This is a genomic window from Pedobacter sp. GW822-FHT03F06 (assembly GCF_058801365.1).
This window is the reverse complement of the sequence record NZ_JBXANE010000005.1, coordinates 16870-34225: the sequence shown is the minus strand read 5'-3', so window position 1 is coordinate 34225 and position 17356 is coordinate 16870. Positions and strand designations below refer to the sequence as shown.

Sequence of the window (17356 nt, the reverse complement as noted above, 5' to 3'; positions counted from 1 at the left end):
CTTAAAATACATTAATTATGAATGATAACTCAAAAGTTGTAGTTGCGCTTTTAGCAGGATTAGCTGCTGGTGCGGCTCTAGGAATTTTGTTCGCACCAGATAAAGGTGATGAAACCCGTGATAAATTAAGCCAATCTCTAAAAGACCTGGGCGATTCTATCAAAGATAAAGCTGCTGATGAAATTAACCACCTTGCCAGCTTAAAGGATAAAGTGGTAAGCTCGATCAAAACGAAATTAAGAAGCGTAGAAGAAGAATACAGTGACGACGTGGAGCACGCTTAATAAATAAAATATTGCATAGCCGGGCAACTGCCCGGTTAAATATCAATCTGAATTATGCAGGAAAATAAAGATAAAAGCATTGAAGATCTTGTCGATGATGCCAAGGGCTTTTTAGAGGCCAGGGTTGAGTATACAAGACTTTACCTGGTAGAAAAAGTCTCTAAAGTTTTTGCCGATTTAGTAACCAGTACCGCAGTTATTGTTTGTTTTATATTAGCCTTTTTATTTGGCTCAGTAACCTTGGCACTTTATCTGTCTGATCTTTTGGGTAGCTATGCCGGAGGCTTTGGTTGTGTTTCCTTGTTCTATATTCTATTGGCACTAGGTGTTTATTTAACTAAAGATAAGTATATCGAAAAGGCAATTATTAATGTAGCCATTAGAAGATACTTTGATAAACTTGCAGATAAGGAGGAAGATGAAAAGGTATAAAGACATCCGTAACCTAGAAGACCTGCAGACTAGAAAGTTAGAACTCAAGGTTGAATACACCCTTAAGCAGAATATGCTTAAATCGGATACGAAAGCCTATTTTAAACAATTTACCTTAGGAGCGCTGATAAAGCGGTATGCTACACCAAGTAACCTGTTTAAAGCCGACGAAAAATTAAATATTAGCGGAACTGCCATGTCGTTGCTTTTGCCCATGTTTATGAATAAAACCCTATTTAGAGGTGCTGGTTTTTTAACCAAAGCGGCTGTAGGCCTGGTTTCAGGAAAAATTGGTAAATCGCTTGATGCGGAACATTTATCGGCAATTTTTAATTCTGTGAAGAGTTGGTTGGGGAAAAAGAAAGAGAAAAAAGATAAAAAATTTATAGATTACGGCATTCCGCCTGATAGTGAAACATATTAGTTCAATGGTTCATTAGCCATTGGTTCATTCGTTAGCGTAGCGTAAAATGATATCATTAAAAAGCCTCAGAATTTAGAATCCTGAGGCTTTTTTGATTAAAAACTTAGCCTTTGTAAACCTTGTTTTATGACTGTGCTATTTCTGCTCGCAGCCCAATGAACCAATGACCAGTGAACTAATGAATCTATAAATCCGTTTTAATCTTCAATTCTTTCAATTGCTTCTCGTCAATAGTGCTCGGGCTATCGATCATTACATCTCTGCCTGAGTTATTTTTAGGAAAAGCAATCACATCGCGTATGGAATCTAAACCTGCGAAAATTGAGGTTAAACGATCGAAACCAAAGGCAATACCGCCATGTGGAGGTGCCCCAAACTCGAAGGCATCCATTAAGAAACCAAATTGTTTTTGAGCTTCTTCTGCACTGAAACCTAAATGTTTAAACATTAAGGCCTGTAATGCGCTGTCGTGGATACGGATCGATCCGCCACCAACTTCGGTTCCGTTGATTACCATATCGTAAGCATTGGCACGGACGTTTTTAGGGTCGGTATCCAATAAGGCAATATCTTCGGGTTTTGGCGAAGTGAAGGGGTGATGCATCGCATGGTAACGTTCTGTTTCCTCATCCCACTCTAAAAGCGGGAAATCCAATACCCAAAGGGCAGAGAATGTGTTTTTATCACGTAAACCTAAGCGGTTGCCCATTTCTAAACGAAGCTCATTTAACTGTTTACGTACTTTATCGGTAGAACCGGCTAAAATCAATAATAAATCGCCTTTTTCTGTACCGAAAGCTTCGCTCCACTGTTTAAGATCTTCTTCGTTAAAGAATTTATCTACTGAAGATTTAATGGTTCCGTCTTCATTATGACGGGCATAAATCAAACCTGTAGCACCAATTTGCGGGCGTTTGATAAAATCGGTTAATTCATCTAATTGCTTACGTGTATAGCTTGCAGCGCCTTTAGCATTGATACCCACTACCAATTCTGCATTGTCGAAAACCGGGAAGCCCTTACCTTTTACCAAATTGTTAAGCTCTACAAACTGCATTGCAAAACGGGTATCAGGTTTATCAGAGCCGTATAAACGCATCGCATCTGCATATTGCATACGCGGTACTTCCGGTAAGTCGTAGTTGCGTACTTCTTTAAATAAAGTACGGATCAGACCTTCGAAAGTGTTTAATATATCTTCTTGTTCGATGAAAGACATTTCGCAATCAATCTGGGTAAATTCAGGCTGACGGTCGGCTCTTAAATCTTCATCTCTAAAACATTTTACAATCTGGAAATAACGGTCGAAACCCGAAACCATTAACAATTGTTTGAAGGTTTGCGGCGACTGAGGCAAAGCATAAAACTCCCCTTCGTTCATGCGGCTAGGCACCACGAAATCTCTCGCTCCTTCTGGCGTAGATTTAATTAAAACAGGGGTTTCTACTTCGATAAAATCCAAAGCATCTAAATAACGGCGAACCGACTGTGCCATTTTATGACGTAAAACCAGGTTATTACGAACCGGATTACGGCGTAAATCTAAATAACGGTATTTCATGCGCAACTCATCACCACCATCAGTTTCATCATCGATCATGAATGGCGGTAATTTTGCTGCATTTAAAATCTCCAAAGCAGAAATTTTAATCTCCACATCACCGGTTGGCATTTTTGGGTTTTTGTTGCTTCTTTCTACAACGGTACCAATTGCTTTAATTACAAATTCGCGACCTAATGAACGTGCTGCTTCGCAAAGTTCGCGATTATCGTCCATGTTAAAAACCAACTGAGTAATGCCATAACGATCGCGGATATCGATAAAAGTCATACCGCCTAAATCTCTTGATTTTTGTACCCAACCACATAGCGTAACACTTTCGCCTAAGTTATTTAGGTTTAATGCACCACAAGTTACTGTTCTTAACATATATTGTAATCTAAATTGAGCGGCAAAAATACCGATTTTGTTTTAAACTTTAGAGTAGAAGATTTTATGTTTTTTCTATCAAATGAAAACATCTAAAACTGCTATTTCTTTTTGGGTAAAGAATCTACGACAGTAATCTTTTTGAAAAGCATAAATGAAAACAGTTTATTATCATCGCTAGGAACGCGATAAACACCTTTAGATTTTAAAATATATGCTGAAATTGCGGCCATATCCCAACCATCCACTATATCAGCAGACCATTTTGCCGTTAAAAGATTTTCAAAACCTCTTTTAATACCATAAGCTCTAACTCTTGATATTTCTTTTTTTACATTTTCTTCTATCGAGGAATTACCCCATGCCCATAGCCAGGTATTTGATCTTAATGATACAGATCCAACTTCCTCATAGTCAATAATAACTTTCTGTACACCCTTATTGCTAAATATGAGCTTACCGGTTGATTGATCATAATCCCATCGTTCATATTCGCCAATCTTATATTTGTCTTGGCAGTAGGCTTGTTGGTTTTTAAGATATTCACATGAAATTTTAGAAAGCTCTTCAAATGAAACCGTATCCAAAAGTTCGATCTTTGTTGAAGAAGATTTATTATTGCAACTTGTTAAGAAGACTACAAGTACTAAACTATATAACTTTAATATTTTTATCATTCAAAATGAGCGTTAATACTTTTCCTCTAAGGTAATTTCAATAGCGATTACTTTCCATTCGCCTTTAATATTTTTCCAGTGGTAGATTTCTTCTGTCTGGATGGTTTGTTTTTTAGAGAAAATAAGCAGATTAGGTTTTAAAATGACTGATTTCCGGGCTATTTTTTCGGTAAAAACTTCGTTTTCAAAAGAAGATTTAATGCGATAATAGCTGGTGTGGATTTCCTTAATATGGCCAAAATACTTTTTTAAATCGATTGTATAATCGCGTTTATTAAGCGCTATACCTTCTGCAGGAGTATAAGTTATGCTGTCATCAAACATAGCCGTATAGGCCGTTACATCCTTACTTTCTAAAGCCTGATCTGCTTTTTTGTGTAATTCGTTTATTGCTGAAATGATTAAATCGGTTTCCATGGCATGAAGTTAATTGTTTGTTTCAGGGATTTCAAATTTATGATGGTCAGGTAGTTGATTTTCCACAAATATCAAAACACGAAAATGCTTGTTTTGTATTGAGTATAAATTATTTTTAGGTTTTTGAAACGAAAGGTTAGTATTTCATAGATACTGTAGTCCCGCCATTCGCTTTATCCCGATTGAAGAAATCGGGATGTTCGCTGCTGTCGGGTTTAGTTAACAGCGGCTTGCTTCAGGGCACCAAACTTTGTTAAATAAACCTGATTGTCGGGAAGAGCTTCCGATCCTTTACCGATAAATCGGCACTAAATTAGCATCGGAACTCGTACCAAAAAGCAGGGCTGAAATTGCCAAAAGGATGGAACCACTCATTTCCTATTAATAATAAAATGTTTTTAGGAAATGACAATAGGTATTATAGTCCCGACAGCGGTTTGCTTCAGGGCACCAAACTTTGTCAAATAAACCTGATTGTCGGGAAGAGCTTCCGATTCTTCATCGGAACTCGTACCAAAAAGCAGGGCTGAAAAAGCCAAAAACACAGAACCACTCATTTCCTATTAATAATAAAATGTTTTTAGGAAATGAAAGGACAATATTTCATAGGTACTGTAGTCCCGCCATTCGCTTTATCCCGATTGAAGAAATCGGGATGTTCGCTGCTGTCGGGTTTAGGTACAGTGGTTTGCTTCAGGGCGCCAAACTTTGTTAAATAAACCTGATTGTCGGGAAGAGTTTCCGATCGTTCATCGGAACTCGTACCAAAAGCAGGGCTGAAATTGCCAAGAGCATAGAACCACTCATTTCCTAGTCAATGTAAAAACACTTTTTACGGGATGAAGAAGTTATTTTATGCTTCGCTCCTGAGCATAACAGCACATTTGATTTCTAATCTTAACACTGTATTAACATATTTCTAAACTTTTTTCTACCTTGATGCAACGTTTTAAAATCCCTTATGTCTTATAATCAGAATATTCGAAATTTTGGAAGCCGTATACATCGATAAAAACCTAGAGCTAGTAAAAAAATGCATGCAGGGCAGCCGCGCAGCACAGTTTGAATTGTACAAGCTGTATGCAAAGGCCATGTATAATGTGGCGCTGCGCATTTTAAATTACGAAGAAGAGGCAGAAGATGTTTTGCAGGAAGCATTTTTAGATGCTTTTACCAGAATTGTAGATTTTAGGCAGGAAACCACTTTCGGACTTTGGTTAAAGCAGATTGTGATTAATAAATCCATCAATTATTTACGTAAACGTAAGATGGAGTTTGTAAGTACCGATGAGCTATCGGAAGTGCCTGATGAGGATAGTTTTGACGACAGTGAAGTACGGTTGCAAGCTGATGAAATTAGAACAGCCATTACCGAATTGCCAGATGGCTATAGAGTAGTATTGAGTTTATACCTTTTAGAAGGTTACGACCATGAGGAAATTGCACACATTTTAAAAATAAGTGAAAATACAAGCCGAACACAGTACATGAGGGCGAAAAAGAAGTTAAAAAGTATTTTAGAACAGAAAGGGATGAGAGATGAATAATAGATTAGAAACCTTTGTAAAGGAAAACCGTAGAGCTTTCGATGTAATGGAGCCATCTGCAGGACTTTGGGCAAAGATTGAACAGGAATTAGACAACAAAAAGAAAAAAAAGCCGGTAAAGCTGTATTTATGGATGAGTGCAGCAGCAGCTATCGTGGTGGTTTTCGGTTTAGCCTGGTTATACGTAGGAAAATTACAAAACAAAGATTTAGAAATAGCCGACGTTAGCGCTTCATATGCCAAAAAAGAAGTCCACTTCGCAGGTTTAATTACCGAAAAAAGAGATAGTTTGGCCATTTTCGCTTCTGCGAATCCAGAATTGTACAAAAAATTTACGGCCGATCTGAAAAAGCTTGATGAAGATTACGAAAGATTAAAAGCAGAGCTGCCAACCTCGCCCAACCAAACTTTTGTGGTAAAGGCCATGGTTAAAAACCGCGAAATACAACTGCAGTTATTGAAACAACAATTATTAATTATTAACCAGGTTGACGACTATAAAAGGGTTAACCAGATTTAAACCAAGTTGAAACAGTAGCCAGGTCTGTCTCGATACTTGATTCCAGATACTTATTACTGGTAGATACGCTCACCACATTAAATTGCTTATTGCCAGCCGGCAGGTTTTAAGCCATTAATGTTTAACAATTAACAACATGAAAACAATAAAAATATTTTTAGCCTTTATGGCTTTAATCGCCGTAAAAACCTATGCACAAGAAGTTGCGGTAAATAGTCCATCAGATAAGGTAATTGTCGAAAGTGCAGCAAAATCTTCAACACTGGCGATGGTCGTAAATCACGTAACATACAATCAAACAGGCAGTGATGCCGAACGTTCTAAATCTTTTAGCAAGAGTTTTGGTGTAGACAATAACGACAAAATTAATTTAAACAACCAATACGGATCGATCACGATTAAAACCTGGGATAAAAAAGAAGTACGTGTTGATGTAGATATTAAAGCTTATAGCAGTTCGGATAATGATGCGCAAAAACTGATTGATGGGATAAGCATTGATGCGAATAAAAACGGTGATGTAGTTACTTTCAGAACGAACATGGGCGATAGAAACGGACGTTATGGCCGTGGGGTGAAAAATGGAGTAACCACCTGGCGGAGGGAAGTGAAAGTAAATTACGTGGTGTATATGCCAGCGGTAAACCCATTAACGGTTTCACAAGAATATGGCAACGTAGAATTAGGTAATTTTTCCGGTCCAACTTCTTTAAAGGTAGAATATGGCAATCTGGTTGCTGGCAATTTAAGCAATGTAAATAACTACATCAATGTTCAATATGGTAAATGCGATATCCAGGATCTGAATGCTGCAGTGGTAAAACATGAATATAATGGCCCTGTAACCATTGGCGCTGTGGGTACTTTACAGCTTGATGCCGAGTATGTTGCGGTAAACATCAACACCATCAGGAGATCGGCTGATATTAAAGTGCAATATGGTAAAGGTTTAACTATCGGCACTATTGGCGGCAATCTACTTTTAAATGCAGAATATGCCAAAGTAAACATCAACACGGTTAAAGGAAATACGGTTGTTAAACAGGCCTATGGCGATCTAAATATTGCATCAGCGGGTAAAATTGCGGTAAATGCTGAATATTCGAATGTTACCTTGGGTACATTAAATGGTGATGCCAACATCAATATGGATTACAACCGCCTTAGCGTAAACGAAATTACCCCAGCTTGTAAAAACTTCACCTTCGGTGGCGAATATGTAAGCATTGGGCTGGGCTTTGCAGACCGTTATAATGCCAATTTTAATGTTTCTACTTCGTATGCCGGCTTTAAATATGGCTCAAACGTAACTTCAAATCTGGTAAGTAAAGATGATGAAACCAAAAAATATACGGGTAAAATTGGTAGTGGCGGTGCTGCAAACGTATCTATTAAAACCGAATATGGTTCAGTTACCTTTAAATAAAATTTTCAAAACCAAACAAACTATAAAGTCCTGCCAAATTGGTAGGACTTTTTTTGTTCGATATCGGATATGCAGTGTCCGTTTACGAACACCCTGTTTTTTCAAAAGCCCATAATTTTAATGTCAGGGAGGATTTGTCAAGTGGTATAAAAATTGAAACAAAATCTTTTAGATAAAACAAATGATATGAAGAAAATTCTTTTATTGATGCTCTTTCCTATGGCTGTTTTTGCCCAGTCGAATAAATTAACAAAAGCCGACAAAATTTACGGGTTATCAAAATTTTGGCAGGAAGTAAATTATAACTTCGTTTATTTAAACAAAGTAGATCGTATTAAATGGGATAGCACCTATAAAGCATTGATTACTTCGATTCCCGAAACCAAAACGGATTACGAGTACTATCACGAAATGCAGCGGTTTTGTGCAATGCTTAAGGATGGGCATACCAATATTTATATGCCAAATGGTAAAGATTTTGAGCCAATGAATACCATGTTTGGTGATTATCGCCTCTTTATCGAAAACGTGGAGAATAAAGCGATTATTACACATGTTAATTTAAGCAAAAAGGACGAAATTCCTGTTGGAAGTGAAGTAATAGAGGTGAATGGAAAACCAACCGCTAAATACATAGCTGAAGATGTTGCACCTTATATTTCTTCCTCTACCGATTATGTTTTACAAGACTGGAGTATAAGTAAACTGCTTCAGGGACCTGAAGGAAGTGAGTTCGAAATCAAAATCAAAAAACCAAGGGGACAAATTTTAGTTTTAAAATTGACGCATAAACGCACCGAGGAAAAGGAAGTTTTTCCTGCATTTCCTGCAGCATCGTCGCTGTTGGATTTTAAATGGTATCCTAATAAAGTCGCTTATGTTGCGCTGAACTCTTTTGGAGATGAGAAAATAGATTCTCTTTTTATCACTAAGCTCCCGGAATTATATGAAGCCAAGGCAATAATAATTGATTTAAGGAATAATGGAGGGGGGAGTACCGGGATTGGAAGTTACATATTGAAATACCTTACCAATGATAGCCTGCTTTATGGATCCCGTTATTCTACCAGGCAATTAACCTCGGCTTTTAAGGCCTGGGGGAAATATACTTCTGCCAAGGATACGGTAAACAGCGAATGGAACAAAAAGGCACTCTTAACCTATCAGGATAATTATTTTTACAATTTAGATTACTATCCACTGAAAAATAGGCTTTCGGCAAAGCGTATTGTAGTCCCAACGGTACTGTTAATTGGCCATAATACTGCTTCAGCAGCTGAAGACTTTTTGATTTATGCTGATAACCAAAAACACATGACGAAAATCGGCAGAAATTCTTTTGGCAGTACAGGACAACCTTACTTGTTTGATCTTCCTGGCGGAGGAAGTGCAAGAGTATGTACCAAAAAGGATACTTATCCCGATGGGCGTGAATTTGTAGGCAAGGGTGTAAAACCTGATATTGAGGTGATTCCAACGGTAAAGGATTTTATAGCCAATAAGGATGCAACCCTGAATACTGCAATTGATTACCTCAATAAAAAGCTTAAATAAGCAAATGCATTTAACTTCCCTTAATAAAGATAGGTTTGTTATCTGAGCCTGTCGAACGACCTATTTAAATACGTTTTAAGGTGTTTCGATAGGCTCTCCATAGGAGTCCTTTGGACAACATGACAGTATTTGAGGTGAAATGCCTTTGTGATACGCCCTCTTTTTTATATTTAGCACTGATGAAAATTTACCTTATTCTATTGTTCTCTGTTTTTTCTTTCACCTCATTGGCTCAAGATGGCCCTGTTAAATGGGCTACACAGGAAACTTTTTTTGAAGATTTAACCGGTAAAGATTTACCTCCTTTTAACGGTTTAACCATCAATAAACAACAACTCTCCAATGCTGATTTAAAAAATCAGGTAGTGGTAATTAACTTTTGGTTCGAAAAATGCCCGCCCTGCATAGCCGAAATGCCCGAATTAAATAACCTGGTAGCTAAATATGGCAAAAAGGCTGTACGGTTTATCGGGATTACCCATGATAGTCCCGCCAGCGCCAGGCGTTTTCAGAAACGAAATGGCTATAAATACGAAATTGTATCGTTGAGCAAAGACGAGATCAGAAAACTAAATATTAATCACGGTTTTCCGTCGAATGTATTGGTTGGAAAGGATGGAAAGATCATTTACGCTACTGCTAATATTTCCTTTTCTGACCCACAGTTTAAAACTAAATCGGTACTTTTTGAGGAGAATTTAAAATTTGCATTAAAAAGTAATTAACAGCCCTGAAATCAAAGGTTGAAAAATTAAGCCTTAGTAATAAAGGGCATTAAATTTTATTCATCCACATTAATTTCCTACTTTTCTATCACACTCAGTGTTAGCTTATGGATTTAAAAGAAAATTTCAGGCCTTTTGTTGTTTGTGCTGCTATTGTTGTATGGTTTTCCCTGGCACTTCAATTCCATGTAAGTTTACAGCTTTTGAATAATGATTATCCTGCAACACTCAAGGTATTTTTATCATATTTTACGGTAATAACCAATATTATCGTAGCCATTTGCTTTACCCGCTTATCTTTTGTTAAACGAGCTGAATCAGGGAATTTATTTACTCAGGCATCTACTTTAACCACAATAACGATCTACATTGTAGTGGTAGGGCTAATTTACAATATGGCCCTGCGTGGTTTGGCATCGCCTGTGGGTTGGGCCAGATTGGCCGATGAGCTTTTGCATGTGCTAAGCCCTTTGATCTTTTTATTTTTCTGGATTTTCTTCGTTAAAAAATCAACATTGCAATACAGGCAGGCCATCACCTGGCTAGCTTATCCATTGCTTTATGTCGTATTTATTGTGGTTAGGGGTTATCTGATTAATAAATACCCATATCCATTTATTGATGTCGTACAACTGGGTTATCCAAAAGCCATTCTGAATGCGATTGTGATCCTGTTTATCTTCTAGCTTTTATCTCTTTTGTTCATACTTATAGGTAAGAAAACCGTTAAAGTTTAAAGGACATATTCGTCATTAATCGGCTTAACGGGCTCTGGAATCTCGTCTTCTTCGAGCATTTGCAAAAGATTGATCTCTATCGTCCTCGTAATCTGGTTAAGCGGAACACCTGCTGAATTGTTTTCGAACGGATTAACGAGGCTCATTCCATTAATCTGCGTAGATACAAATACGAAACCGATTAACCAGCCCAAAAAAATGGCTGCTGGCCCTGCATCCTGACTGATTACCAGGGTAAATGTGACCACAAATAACCAGATAAACACTTTAGTTAAATAGGTATAGGTGGTAGGGAATATGGTATTTTTAATACGCTCGTTCATGCCCATCGAATCAGAGAACCGGGTTAACATCTCGTTAATTTCGATAAAGCGAAAACCATCAATGGCATTAGCTTTAGATAATTTCTGTAAATCTCTTGATTGTATATTTAAAATCGCATTATGCGCATTGTTATGTTTTTTTATTTCTTTTAAATCTGCTTCAGATAAATATTTGGTGTAAATTTCGTCTACAGTGTTTCTTAAGTTGGCCTTTAGTGCATACAAAAAGGCAATGTGCCTGTAAATCATCCGTTTTACACTTTCATCGTCTTCATCAACATAATTGATCAATGCCCTTGCAAAAGAACGGGAATCGTTTACCAAAGCGCCCCATATTTTTCGGGCTTCCCACCACCTATCGTAAGCCTGGTTATTGTTAAAACCGATAAAAAAGGCGATAGCTGTACCTAAAACGGTTGGAATAATGGATGGAATGGAGAAATGATGTGCAATTAAATACTCGCGTACAAAGTAAGCCGCGGTACAAGAGGCAATCATGATCAGATCAACATGCCATGTATTTCTTAAAATTCTACTTAACCTGATGTTTTGTATTAAAAGCATATAATTTGAATGGTAAATAAATTCGTTACGGATGAAAATACAAAACTAAAGCCAAAATGTTTGATAATGTAACAAATTAATTGACAGACAGTACAGGTTGCCGATTGTCATGCAAATGTTTATCTTGGGAAACCAAATATTCTTATTTCTTATGAGCGACACTTTACCCAAGAACAATATCTTTAAAGTAATCGGTGCATCATCGTTAGGCACGCTGATTGAATGGTATGATTTTTACATTTTTGGTAGCCTTGCAGTTATCATTGGTCATCAATTGTTTCCAGAAGATGCAGGGGCATCCGCCCTGATCAACACTTTGGCTATTTTCGCAGCAGGTTTTATTGTTCGTCCATTTGGCGCATTGGTTTTTGGCAGGCTTGGCGATTTAATCGGCAGGAAATATACTTTTTTGCTCACTTTGGTGCTGATGGGTGGATCGACATTTTTTATCGGTTTAATTCCCTCTTATAAAAGCATTGGTTATGCTGCACCTATTTTGGTTTTAATACTAAGGCTGATTCAGGGATTAGCCCTTGGCGGTGAGTATGGTGGAGCTGCAACTTATGTGGCAGAGCACGCACCTAAAGATAAACGGGGCTTTTTTACCAGCTGGATCCAAACTACCGCAACTTTGGGTTTGTTCCTTTCGCTGGGGATTATCGTAATTACAAAGAATATTTTAGGTGCTGAAACTTTTGGCGATTGGGGCTGGAGAATCCCATTTCTGTTATCGATTGTACTGGTAGTGGTTTCGATTTATATCCGGATGAAAATGCACGAATCGCCCATGTTTTCTAAATTAAAGGCTGAGGGAAATGTATCGAAAAATCCGCTAAAAGAGAGTTTCAATAACAAAGCGAATTTTAAGATGGTACTTCTGGCATTATTTGGTGCGACCATGGGGCAAGGGGTAATCTGGTATACGGGGCAGTTTTATGCGCAATCATTTTTAGAAAATACCTGTAAATTGGATTTTAACGACTCGAGGTATATTTTACTTTGGGGAATCGCTTTTGCCACGCCATTTTTTGTGGTTTTTGGTGCCTGGAGTGATAAAGTTGGCCGGAAATGGATTATGCTGAGCGGTATGCTTTTGGGCATCATTTTTTATCGTCCAATCTATCAAACATTTTTAGATGATACCGATTATACAAAAATTGAACAGACTGATGTTTTATCGGCTAGCCCAGCTCCCGTAACTTCTGTTTTAATTGCGAATTCAACCGATAGCTTGCGAACAGTTTCTACTAAAATAATGCTTAGAAACGGTGCATCCTTTAACAAGGTGCAAACCGATACGGTTTCTGCGACCAAGGGAATTCTCTTAGGCAAAGAAGTTATAAAAGATAAAGTTTTGCCTACGCCGGTATTCTGGAAATTTGTTGGCTTAATCTTCTTCCAGATTTTGCTGGTAACGATGGTTTACGGACCTATTGCAGCTTTCCTTGTTGAGCTGTTTCCGACTAAAATCAGGTATACCTCTATGTCTTTGCCTTATCATATCGGCAATGGTGTTTTTGGAGGGCTTGTGCCTTTTATTGCAACACTAATTGCAAGCTTTTCAGGCTCTACACCACTATCAGGTCTATGGTATCCGATAGGTATAGCTGCGTTGAGCCTGGTTATTGGCACAATTTATTTATCGAATAAAAGAGACGAAAATATTAACGACTAGATACGAAGAAGATGAATACGTTAAAGAAATTTTTAGGATTGGTTTGGATGGTTTTAGGGCCATTAACAATGACTTTTTTGTTTATTCAGGCGATAGATAAAGTGGGCCTGACCCATTCGGATATCGAACGTACCAATACCATATTGCAATGGGCAATTATCCTGTTTATTTTCCTCCCGATCAGTTTAGGATTGATGATATTTGGCTTTTATGCCTGGAAAGGAGAGTACGATCGCCTGCCCGAAAGTTCGGAGGAATTGTAATTTATAATTAGTAGGGTAATATCTTTTTCTTAGTGAGTATTGCGGTTGATGTTTTTTAATTCATTGTAAACCAACTGCGCAACTGCTTTGGCACCTTCTGGCTGGAAGTGGGTATTATCTTTTTGCCCTTTTGGATAAGCCTCGTATTTGGCTGAATCTAAATTCATAAAGTAATGTTTGCTTACAAATTCACTGCCTTTTGTCGTGAAAAATGTTGCTGAGATTGAAGTAAGATCGATTACCGGCGCATTTAATTCTTTGGCTACATCTTTCACTGCCTGTGGATATTCGCCATGTGCGCTTCCCAATTTGCCATCTTTCCATGGGTAATTGCGGGTAACCGGGGTGATCAGGATCGGTACAGCACCTTTTGCTCTTGTTTCTTTCACGTACATTCTTAAAAAATCTTTATAGCCCGGAATATCAACATAACGTTCAGGTTTATCTTTCGCGGCATCGTTGTGCCCAAACTGGATCAATACCAGGTCGTTCTTTTCCAAGGTTGATAAAACTTCTTTCCACCTTCCCTCTTCAAAAAAAGTTCTGGTACTTCTTCCCCCCTTTGCTTTATCAATAACCAAAGCGCTATCGCTTTTAATCAGCCTGTTTAATTTTTTTAAGCTGTCTTTTGTTAAGAATTGTTGAAAAACCTGCCCCCAACCTGTAATCGGATACTTTTTCTGTAGATAACCTTCATCTAAAGTATAGTCTGCTACGGTAGAATCGCCGATTAAATAAATTTTAACAGGTTTGGGTTTTACAATGAAAGACATCAGTAAAACGGTGCCAAGGGCTGCGATAAGGTATTTATGTTTTTTCATCTTGTTATTTTAATGCTTGTACACGGAACCAATCATATTCGGCAATTCCTGAATCATTGGTTTGGGTATCTCTGGTGGCAAATATTCCCATTTTTGCGCCGATCCATTGGCCTGCGGTGGCCTGGAACTCATCTCCTACATCCGTAAAACGGTTACCATCTTCACTGTAACTAAACTGGCATTTTGCACCAGCAGTAACTTTAACCCTGAAATATACCGAACCCGATTTTAGCTTGGCAATTTCCTTTTCATTTTCGGTTTTTCCCTTGTCGGCACTTTGGCAAACACCGTGCGTAAGGTACAATCCGTCTTTTTTGCTTTTAATGCTAATCTGCGCGTAACTTCTCCCCATCACCGCTAAACCCGTTTTTTCGTTTTCCAATTTTGGGTTAGGTTTAAACAAGAGTTTTGTTGTTGCCATAAATTCATCTGCAGGGAATTTCTGCATCAACAAGTTCGGAACCTCCCAAAGGTTTTTGGCATCGTCAGGAATTTTCGAAGTGTATAACTTTAATAACCCCCTGCCTGCATCAGTAAATAACCAGGTAGGCTGCGGATTGGCCTGCCATTGCCATTGCAAGCCTAGTTTTGAAGTTTCAAACTCATCACTCTCTATCGGCGTTTCAATCGGATAAACCTTGCCCACATTTGGTTTTTTATAGGTGATAACCGGTTCGCCTTTACCGTCGCCATCTGCATCGAGCCCGATAACAGGCCAGTTATTGACCCATTTCATCGGCTGCAGGTGAACCACGCGGCCATAAGCATCTTTATCCTGAAAATGAAGAAACCAATCTTCGCCTGTTTGCGTATTTACCCAGGCGCCCTGATGAGGGCCATTTACCGAAGATTTCCCTTGATCCATGGCTATCTTTCTTTCATATGGTCCGTAGATATTTTTACTTCTCAGAATCAATTGCCAGCCTGTAGAAACGCCCCCGGCTGGTGCGAACAAATAGTAATAGCCGTTGCGTTTATAAACTTTTGGCCCTTCAATGGTTGGATCGAGTTCGTGGCCATCGTACACAATTCTGCCGGTTTCTGTAGCTTCTGATCCATCGCTGCTTAATGGCATAATGGCCAAAACACTTTTTATGCCCGCACGGCTGCCTGCGTAGGCGTAAGCGAGGTAAGCCTTGCCGTCTTCATCCCAAAATGGACAAGGATCAATCAGTCCTTTACCTGCGGCAACCAATTTTGGCGCAGACCACGTCCCTGTTATGGTTTTAGCCTTTGTCAAATAAATCCCAAAGTCAGGGTCGGGATAATAGATATAGAATTCGCCATTGCGGTAGCGGATAGAAGGTGCCCAAACGCCATTACCATGTTGTGTTTTTTCGAAATGCTCAAACGGAGGCTGGCGTTTTAAGGCATGGCCGATTATTTTCCAATTCACCAAATCTCTCGAATGCAGGATCGGCGAGCCTGGGATAGCATCAAAACTGGAGGCGATCATATAAAAATCATCTCCCACCCGGATAGCGTCAGGGTCAGAATAATCGGCGTTGATAACGGGATTTTTATAGGTTCCATTACCTAAGTCAGAAACCCAAACTTTAGATGTGAACCCACTTTTTGGAGTGGGTTGGGCAAAGGTATTTATGCTAAAGCTTAAAACGAGGATTAAACTAAATAGATGTTTCATTATACAATGATGTTATTAATATTTGGTCAGTAATAGCTCACAAACAAGATGCTGAACAAGTTCAGCATGACGCCTTGGGTAATAACAAGATTAAGTTTTTTTTTATTTTTAGGCAAGTTGTTATTGTGCAATCGTTCCCGACATCGTTTGCAATGTTTAATCTTTAAAAAACTTCTTTCTGATGAATATTAATGTTTAAAATTGTTCATCATATATTTTAAAAACACGGCTGCGTTACAAAGTTTATACTTTTACGTGGCCGATTTTAATTTAAGCCTAACCAAATTGATATGAAAGCAATCATTCTATTCTTTCTTGCAACGATTTCCTTTGTTGCAAATGCATTTGACGTTAAATCCGATTTTGTGGTAGCCGCCGATGGAAGCGGAAACTTTAAAACGGTACAGGAAGCGATACATGCGGTACCCGATTTCAGGAACAAAACAACCATAATCTTTATCAAAAAAGGTATTTATAAAGAAAAGCTAATCTTGGCCGCCTCTAAAAAGAATGTGAAATTTATTGGGGAGAACCTTAACGAAACCATTTTAACTTATGACGATTATGCACAGAAGAAGAATGCTTTTGGCGAAGAAAAAGGTACTTCGGGCTCTTCTAGCTTTTATATTTACGGCGAAGGTTTTTCTGCAGAAAACATCACTTTCGAAAATTCATCGGGTCCGGTGGGGCAAGCCGTTGCGGTTTGGGCTGGGGGTGATAAATTAATTTTTACCAACTGCAGGTTTTTAGGCTTTCAGGATACACTTTATACCTATGGTGGCAACAATCGCCAATATTATAAAAACTGTTACATCGAAGGAACGGTAGATTTTATTTTCGGAGCTTCTACAGCCTGGTTCGAAAGCTGTACTATTTTTTGTAAAAAGGCGGGTTATATCACCGCGGCATCAACTGCCGATACTACAAAATTTGGTTATGTATTAAACAAATGCAAAATCAAAGGAGATGCACCAGCCAATAGTTTTTACCTGGGCAGACCGTGGAGGCCTTATGCAAAAGTTGCTTACCTCAACTGCGAGCTGCCAGATTTAATCCGCCCTGAGGGCTGGAACAACTGGGGCAAAGAGAGCAATGAGAAAACGGCCTATTACGCTGAATATAAAAGTACTGGAAAAGGCGCCGATCCAAAAAGCAGGGTAAATTGGGCGCATCAATTAACCGATGAGGAGTATAAGGACTACATTTTGGAAAACGTTTTCCGTGGATGGGATCCAGAGATGAAATAGGAGTATTAAGTTGCTGATATACAGCTATTAAGCGCGTTATTGTGACTGCCTTTTTGCCTCGTTTTCCGGTAACGATTGCATAGATTTCTCTTCTGTTTTAAGTGCAAACAACGTACACTTGTTATTACAATAACCAAGTATAATT

The 17356-nt window shown here is 38.4% G+C and carries 18 protein-coding genes; 12 read left to right on the top strand and 6 right to left on the bottom strand.

The window, feature by feature from the left end:
* Positions 1-17 precede the first annotated feature (17 nt).
* From AC1RJ8_RS09925 to AC1RJ8_RS09915, 3 genes are read left to right on the top strand one after another with little or no spacing between them, the layout of a single operon-like run.
* A complete protein-coding gene (locus tag AC1RJ8_RS09925) occupies positions 18-284 on the top strand; it encodes a YtxH domain-containing protein (protein WP_057930800.1) in 267 nt (88 codons plus the stop codon).
* Between the two features lie 54 nt (positions 285-338).
* Positions 339-716 carry a phage holin family protein gene (locus tag AC1RJ8_RS09920; RefSeq protein ID WP_492953665.1) on the top strand — a complete coding sequence of 126 codons (378 nt, stop codon included), beginning with the start codon at positions 339-341 and terminating at the stop codon, positions 714-716.
* Positions 703-1140 carry a hypothetical protein gene (locus AC1RJ8_RS09915; protein ID WP_492953664.1) on the top strand — a complete coding sequence of 146 codons (438 nt, stop codon included), beginning with the start codon at positions 703-705 and terminating at the stop codon, positions 1138-1140. Before AC1RJ8_RS09920 ends, AC1RJ8_RS09915 begins: the two co-directional genes overlap by 14 nt.
* Positions 1141-1324: 184 nt before the next feature.
* Here the strand turns inward: AC1RJ8_RS09915 and aspS are convergent, their stop codons facing one another.
* The 3 genes from aspS to AC1RJ8_RS09900 all read right to left on the bottom strand — a co-directional run bounded on the left by aspS (position 1325) and on the right by AC1RJ8_RS09900 (position 4164).
* Positions 1325-3070, bottom strand: a complete 1746-nt coding sequence (gene aspS / locus AC1RJ8_RS09910; RefSeq protein WP_492953663.1) for an aspartate--tRNA ligase — start codon at positions 3068-3070, stop codon at positions 1325-1327.
* A 101-nt stretch (positions 3071-3171) separates the two neighbouring features.
* On the bottom strand, positions 3172-3747 hold the full coding sequence (locus AC1RJ8_RS09905; protein WP_492953662.1) for a DUF6882 domain-containing protein: 576 nt from the start codon (positions 3745-3747) through the stop codon (positions 3172-3174).
* Between the two features lie 12 nt (positions 3748-3759).
* Complete coding sequence (locus tag AC1RJ8_RS09900; RefSeq protein WP_492953661.1) at positions 3760-4164, bottom strand: hypothetical protein; 405 nt, start codon at positions 4162-4164, stop codon at positions 3760-3762.
* Positions 4165-5201: 1037 nt separating this feature from the next.
* Between AC1RJ8_RS09900 and AC1RJ8_RS09895 the strand changes: the two genes are divergently transcribed.
* The 6 genes from AC1RJ8_RS09895 to AC1RJ8_RS09870 all read left to right on the top strand — a co-directional run bounded on the left by AC1RJ8_RS09895 (position 5202) and on the right by AC1RJ8_RS09870 (position 10622).
* A complete protein-coding gene (locus AC1RJ8_RS09895) occupies positions 5202-5711 on the top strand; it encodes an RNA polymerase sigma factor (protein WP_051691810.1) in 510 nt (169 codons plus the stop codon).
* Positions 5704-6231, top strand: coding sequence for a hypothetical protein (locus tag AC1RJ8_RS09890; protein ID WP_492953660.1), 528 nt, complete (start codon positions 5704-5706; stop codon positions 6229-6231). Before AC1RJ8_RS09895 ends, AC1RJ8_RS09890 begins: the two co-directional genes overlap by 8 nt.
* 136 nt (positions 6232-6367) lie before the next feature.
* A complete protein-coding gene (locus AC1RJ8_RS09885; protein ID WP_492953659.1) occupies positions 6368-7657 on the top strand; it encodes a hypothetical protein in 1290 nt (429 codons plus the stop codon).
* Between the two features lie 186 nt (positions 7658-7843).
* Positions 7844-9211 (top strand): S41 family peptidase, encoded by a 1368-nt coding sequence (locus AC1RJ8_RS09880; protein WP_492953658.1) that lies wholly within the window; start codon positions 7844-7846, stop codon positions 9209-9211.
* A 179-nt stretch (positions 9212-9390) separates the two neighbouring features.
* Entirely contained in the window at positions 9391-9936 is a 546-nt protein-coding gene (locus AC1RJ8_RS09875) for a TlpA family protein disulfide reductase (protein ID WP_492953657.1), read from the top strand.
* A 107-nt stretch (positions 9937-10043) separates the two neighbouring features.
* On the top strand, positions 10044-10622 hold the full coding sequence (locus AC1RJ8_RS09870; RefSeq protein WP_492953656.1) for a Pr6Pr family membrane protein: 579 nt from the start codon (positions 10044-10046) through the stop codon (positions 10620-10622).
* A gap of 47 nt (positions 10623-10669) precedes the next feature.
* Here the strand turns inward: AC1RJ8_RS09870 and AC1RJ8_RS09865 are convergent, their stop codons facing one another.
* A complete protein-coding gene (locus AC1RJ8_RS09865; protein ID WP_492953655.1) occupies positions 10670-11560 on the bottom strand; it encodes a bestrophin family protein in 891 nt (296 codons plus the stop codon).
* Between the two features lie 151 nt (positions 11561-11711).
* On the opposite strand from AC1RJ8_RS09865, the gene AC1RJ8_RS09860 reads away from it, so the two are divergent.
* Together AC1RJ8_RS09860 and AC1RJ8_RS09855 are read left to right on the top strand one after the other, a co-directional pair.
* Complete coding sequence (locus tag AC1RJ8_RS09860; RefSeq protein WP_492953654.1) at positions 11712-13235, top strand: MFS transporter; 1524 nt, start codon at positions 11712-11714, stop codon at positions 13233-13235.
* 11 nt (positions 13236-13246) lie between these two features.
* Positions 13247-13498, top strand: coding sequence for a DUF6814 family protein (locus AC1RJ8_RS09855; RefSeq protein WP_215165650.1), 252 nt, complete (start codon positions 13247-13249; stop codon positions 13496-13498).
* 29 nt (positions 13499-13527) lie between these two features.
* On the opposite strand, the gene AC1RJ8_RS09850 is transcribed toward AC1RJ8_RS09855, so the two are convergent.
* Both AC1RJ8_RS09850 and AC1RJ8_RS09845 read right to left on the bottom strand, forming a co-directional pair.
* Positions 13528-14319: a rhamnogalacturonan acetylesterase gene (locus AC1RJ8_RS09850; RefSeq protein WP_492953653.1), complete on the bottom strand. Its 792-nt coding sequence runs from the start codon at positions 14317-14319 to the stop codon at positions 13528-13530.
* A gap of 4 nt (positions 14320-14323) precedes the next feature.
* The gene (locus tag AC1RJ8_RS09845) at positions 14324-15964 is read right to left on the bottom strand and encodes a glycoside hydrolase family 43 protein (RefSeq protein ID WP_492953652.1); all 1641 of its coding nucleotides are present in this window, start codon (positions 15962-15964) and stop codon (positions 14324-14326) included.
* A 290-nt stretch (positions 15965-16254) separates the two neighbouring features.
* Here AC1RJ8_RS09845 and AC1RJ8_RS09840 point away from each other — a divergent pair, with 290 nt between their 5' ends.
* On the top strand, positions 16255-17211 hold the full coding sequence (locus tag AC1RJ8_RS09840; protein ID WP_492953651.1) for a pectinesterase family protein: 957 nt from the start codon (positions 16255-16257) through the stop codon (positions 17209-17211).
* The last annotated feature ends 145 nt before the right edge of the window (positions 17212-17356 follow it).

Coding starts and splice junctions, on each gene's coding strand:
- AC1RJ8_RS09860 (WP_492953654.1), top strand. CDS start 11,712: ATGAGCGACACTTTACCCAAGAACAATATCTTTAAAGTAATCGGTGCA.
- AC1RJ8_RS09855 (WP_215165650.1), top strand. CDS start 13,247: ATGAATACGTTAAAGAAATTTTTAGGATTGGTTTGGATGGTTTTAGGG.
- AC1RJ8_RS09865 (WP_492953655.1), bottom strand. CDS start 11,560: ATGCTTTTAATACAAAACATCAGGTTAAGTAGAATTTTAAGAAATACA.
- AC1RJ8_RS09875 (WP_492953657.1), top strand. CDS start 9,391: ATGAAAATTTACCTTATTCTATTGTTCTCTGTTTTTTCTTTCACCTCA.
- AC1RJ8_RS09885 (WP_492953659.1), top strand. CDS start 6,368: ATGAAAACAATAAAAATATTTTTAGCCTTTATGGCTTTAATCGCCGTA.
- AC1RJ8_RS09880 (WP_492953658.1), top strand. CDS start 7,844: ATGAAGAAAATTCTTTTATTGATGCTCTTTCCTATGGCTGTTTTTGCC.
- AC1RJ8_RS09925 (WP_057930800.1), top strand. CDS start 18: ATGAATGATAACTCAAAAGTTGTAGTTGCGCTTTTAGCAGGATTAGCT.
- aspS (WP_492953663.1), bottom strand. CDS start 3,070: ATGTTAAGAACAGTAACTTGTGGTGCATTAAACCTAAATAACTTAGGC.
- AC1RJ8_RS09870 (WP_492953656.1), top strand. CDS start 10,044: ATGGATTTAAAAGAAAATTTCAGGCCTTTTGTTGTTTGTGCTGCTATT.
- AC1RJ8_RS09900 (WP_492953661.1), bottom strand. CDS start 4,164: ATGGAAACCGATTTAATCATTTCAGCAATAAACGAATTACACAAAAAA.
- AC1RJ8_RS09895 (WP_051691810.1), top strand. CDS start 5,202: ATGCAGGGCAGCCGCGCAGCACAGTTTGAATTGTACAAGCTGTATGCA.
- AC1RJ8_RS09850 (WP_492953653.1), bottom strand. CDS start 14,319: ATGAAAAAACATAAATACCTTATCGCAGCCCTTGGCACCGTTTTACTG.
- AC1RJ8_RS09890 (WP_492953660.1), top strand. CDS start 5,704: ATGAATAATAGATTAGAAACCTTTGTAAAGGAAAACCGTAGAGCTTTC.
- AC1RJ8_RS09915 (WP_492953664.1), top strand. CDS start 703: ATGAAAAGGTATAAAGACATCCGTAACCTAGAAGACCTGCAGACTAGA.
- AC1RJ8_RS09840 (WP_492953651.1), top strand. CDS start 16,255: ATGAAAGCAATCATTCTATTCTTTCTTGCAACGATTTCCTTTGTTGCA.
- AC1RJ8_RS09905 (WP_492953662.1), bottom strand. CDS start 3,747: ATGATAAAAATATTAAAGTTATATAGTTTAGTACTTGTAGTCTTCTTA.
- AC1RJ8_RS09920 (WP_492953665.1), top strand. CDS start 339: ATGCAGGAAAATAAAGATAAAAGCATTGAAGATCTTGTCGATGATGCC.
- AC1RJ8_RS09845 (WP_492953652.1), bottom strand. CDS start 15,964: ATGAAACATCTATTTAGTTTAATCCTCGTTTTAAGCTTTAGCATAAAT.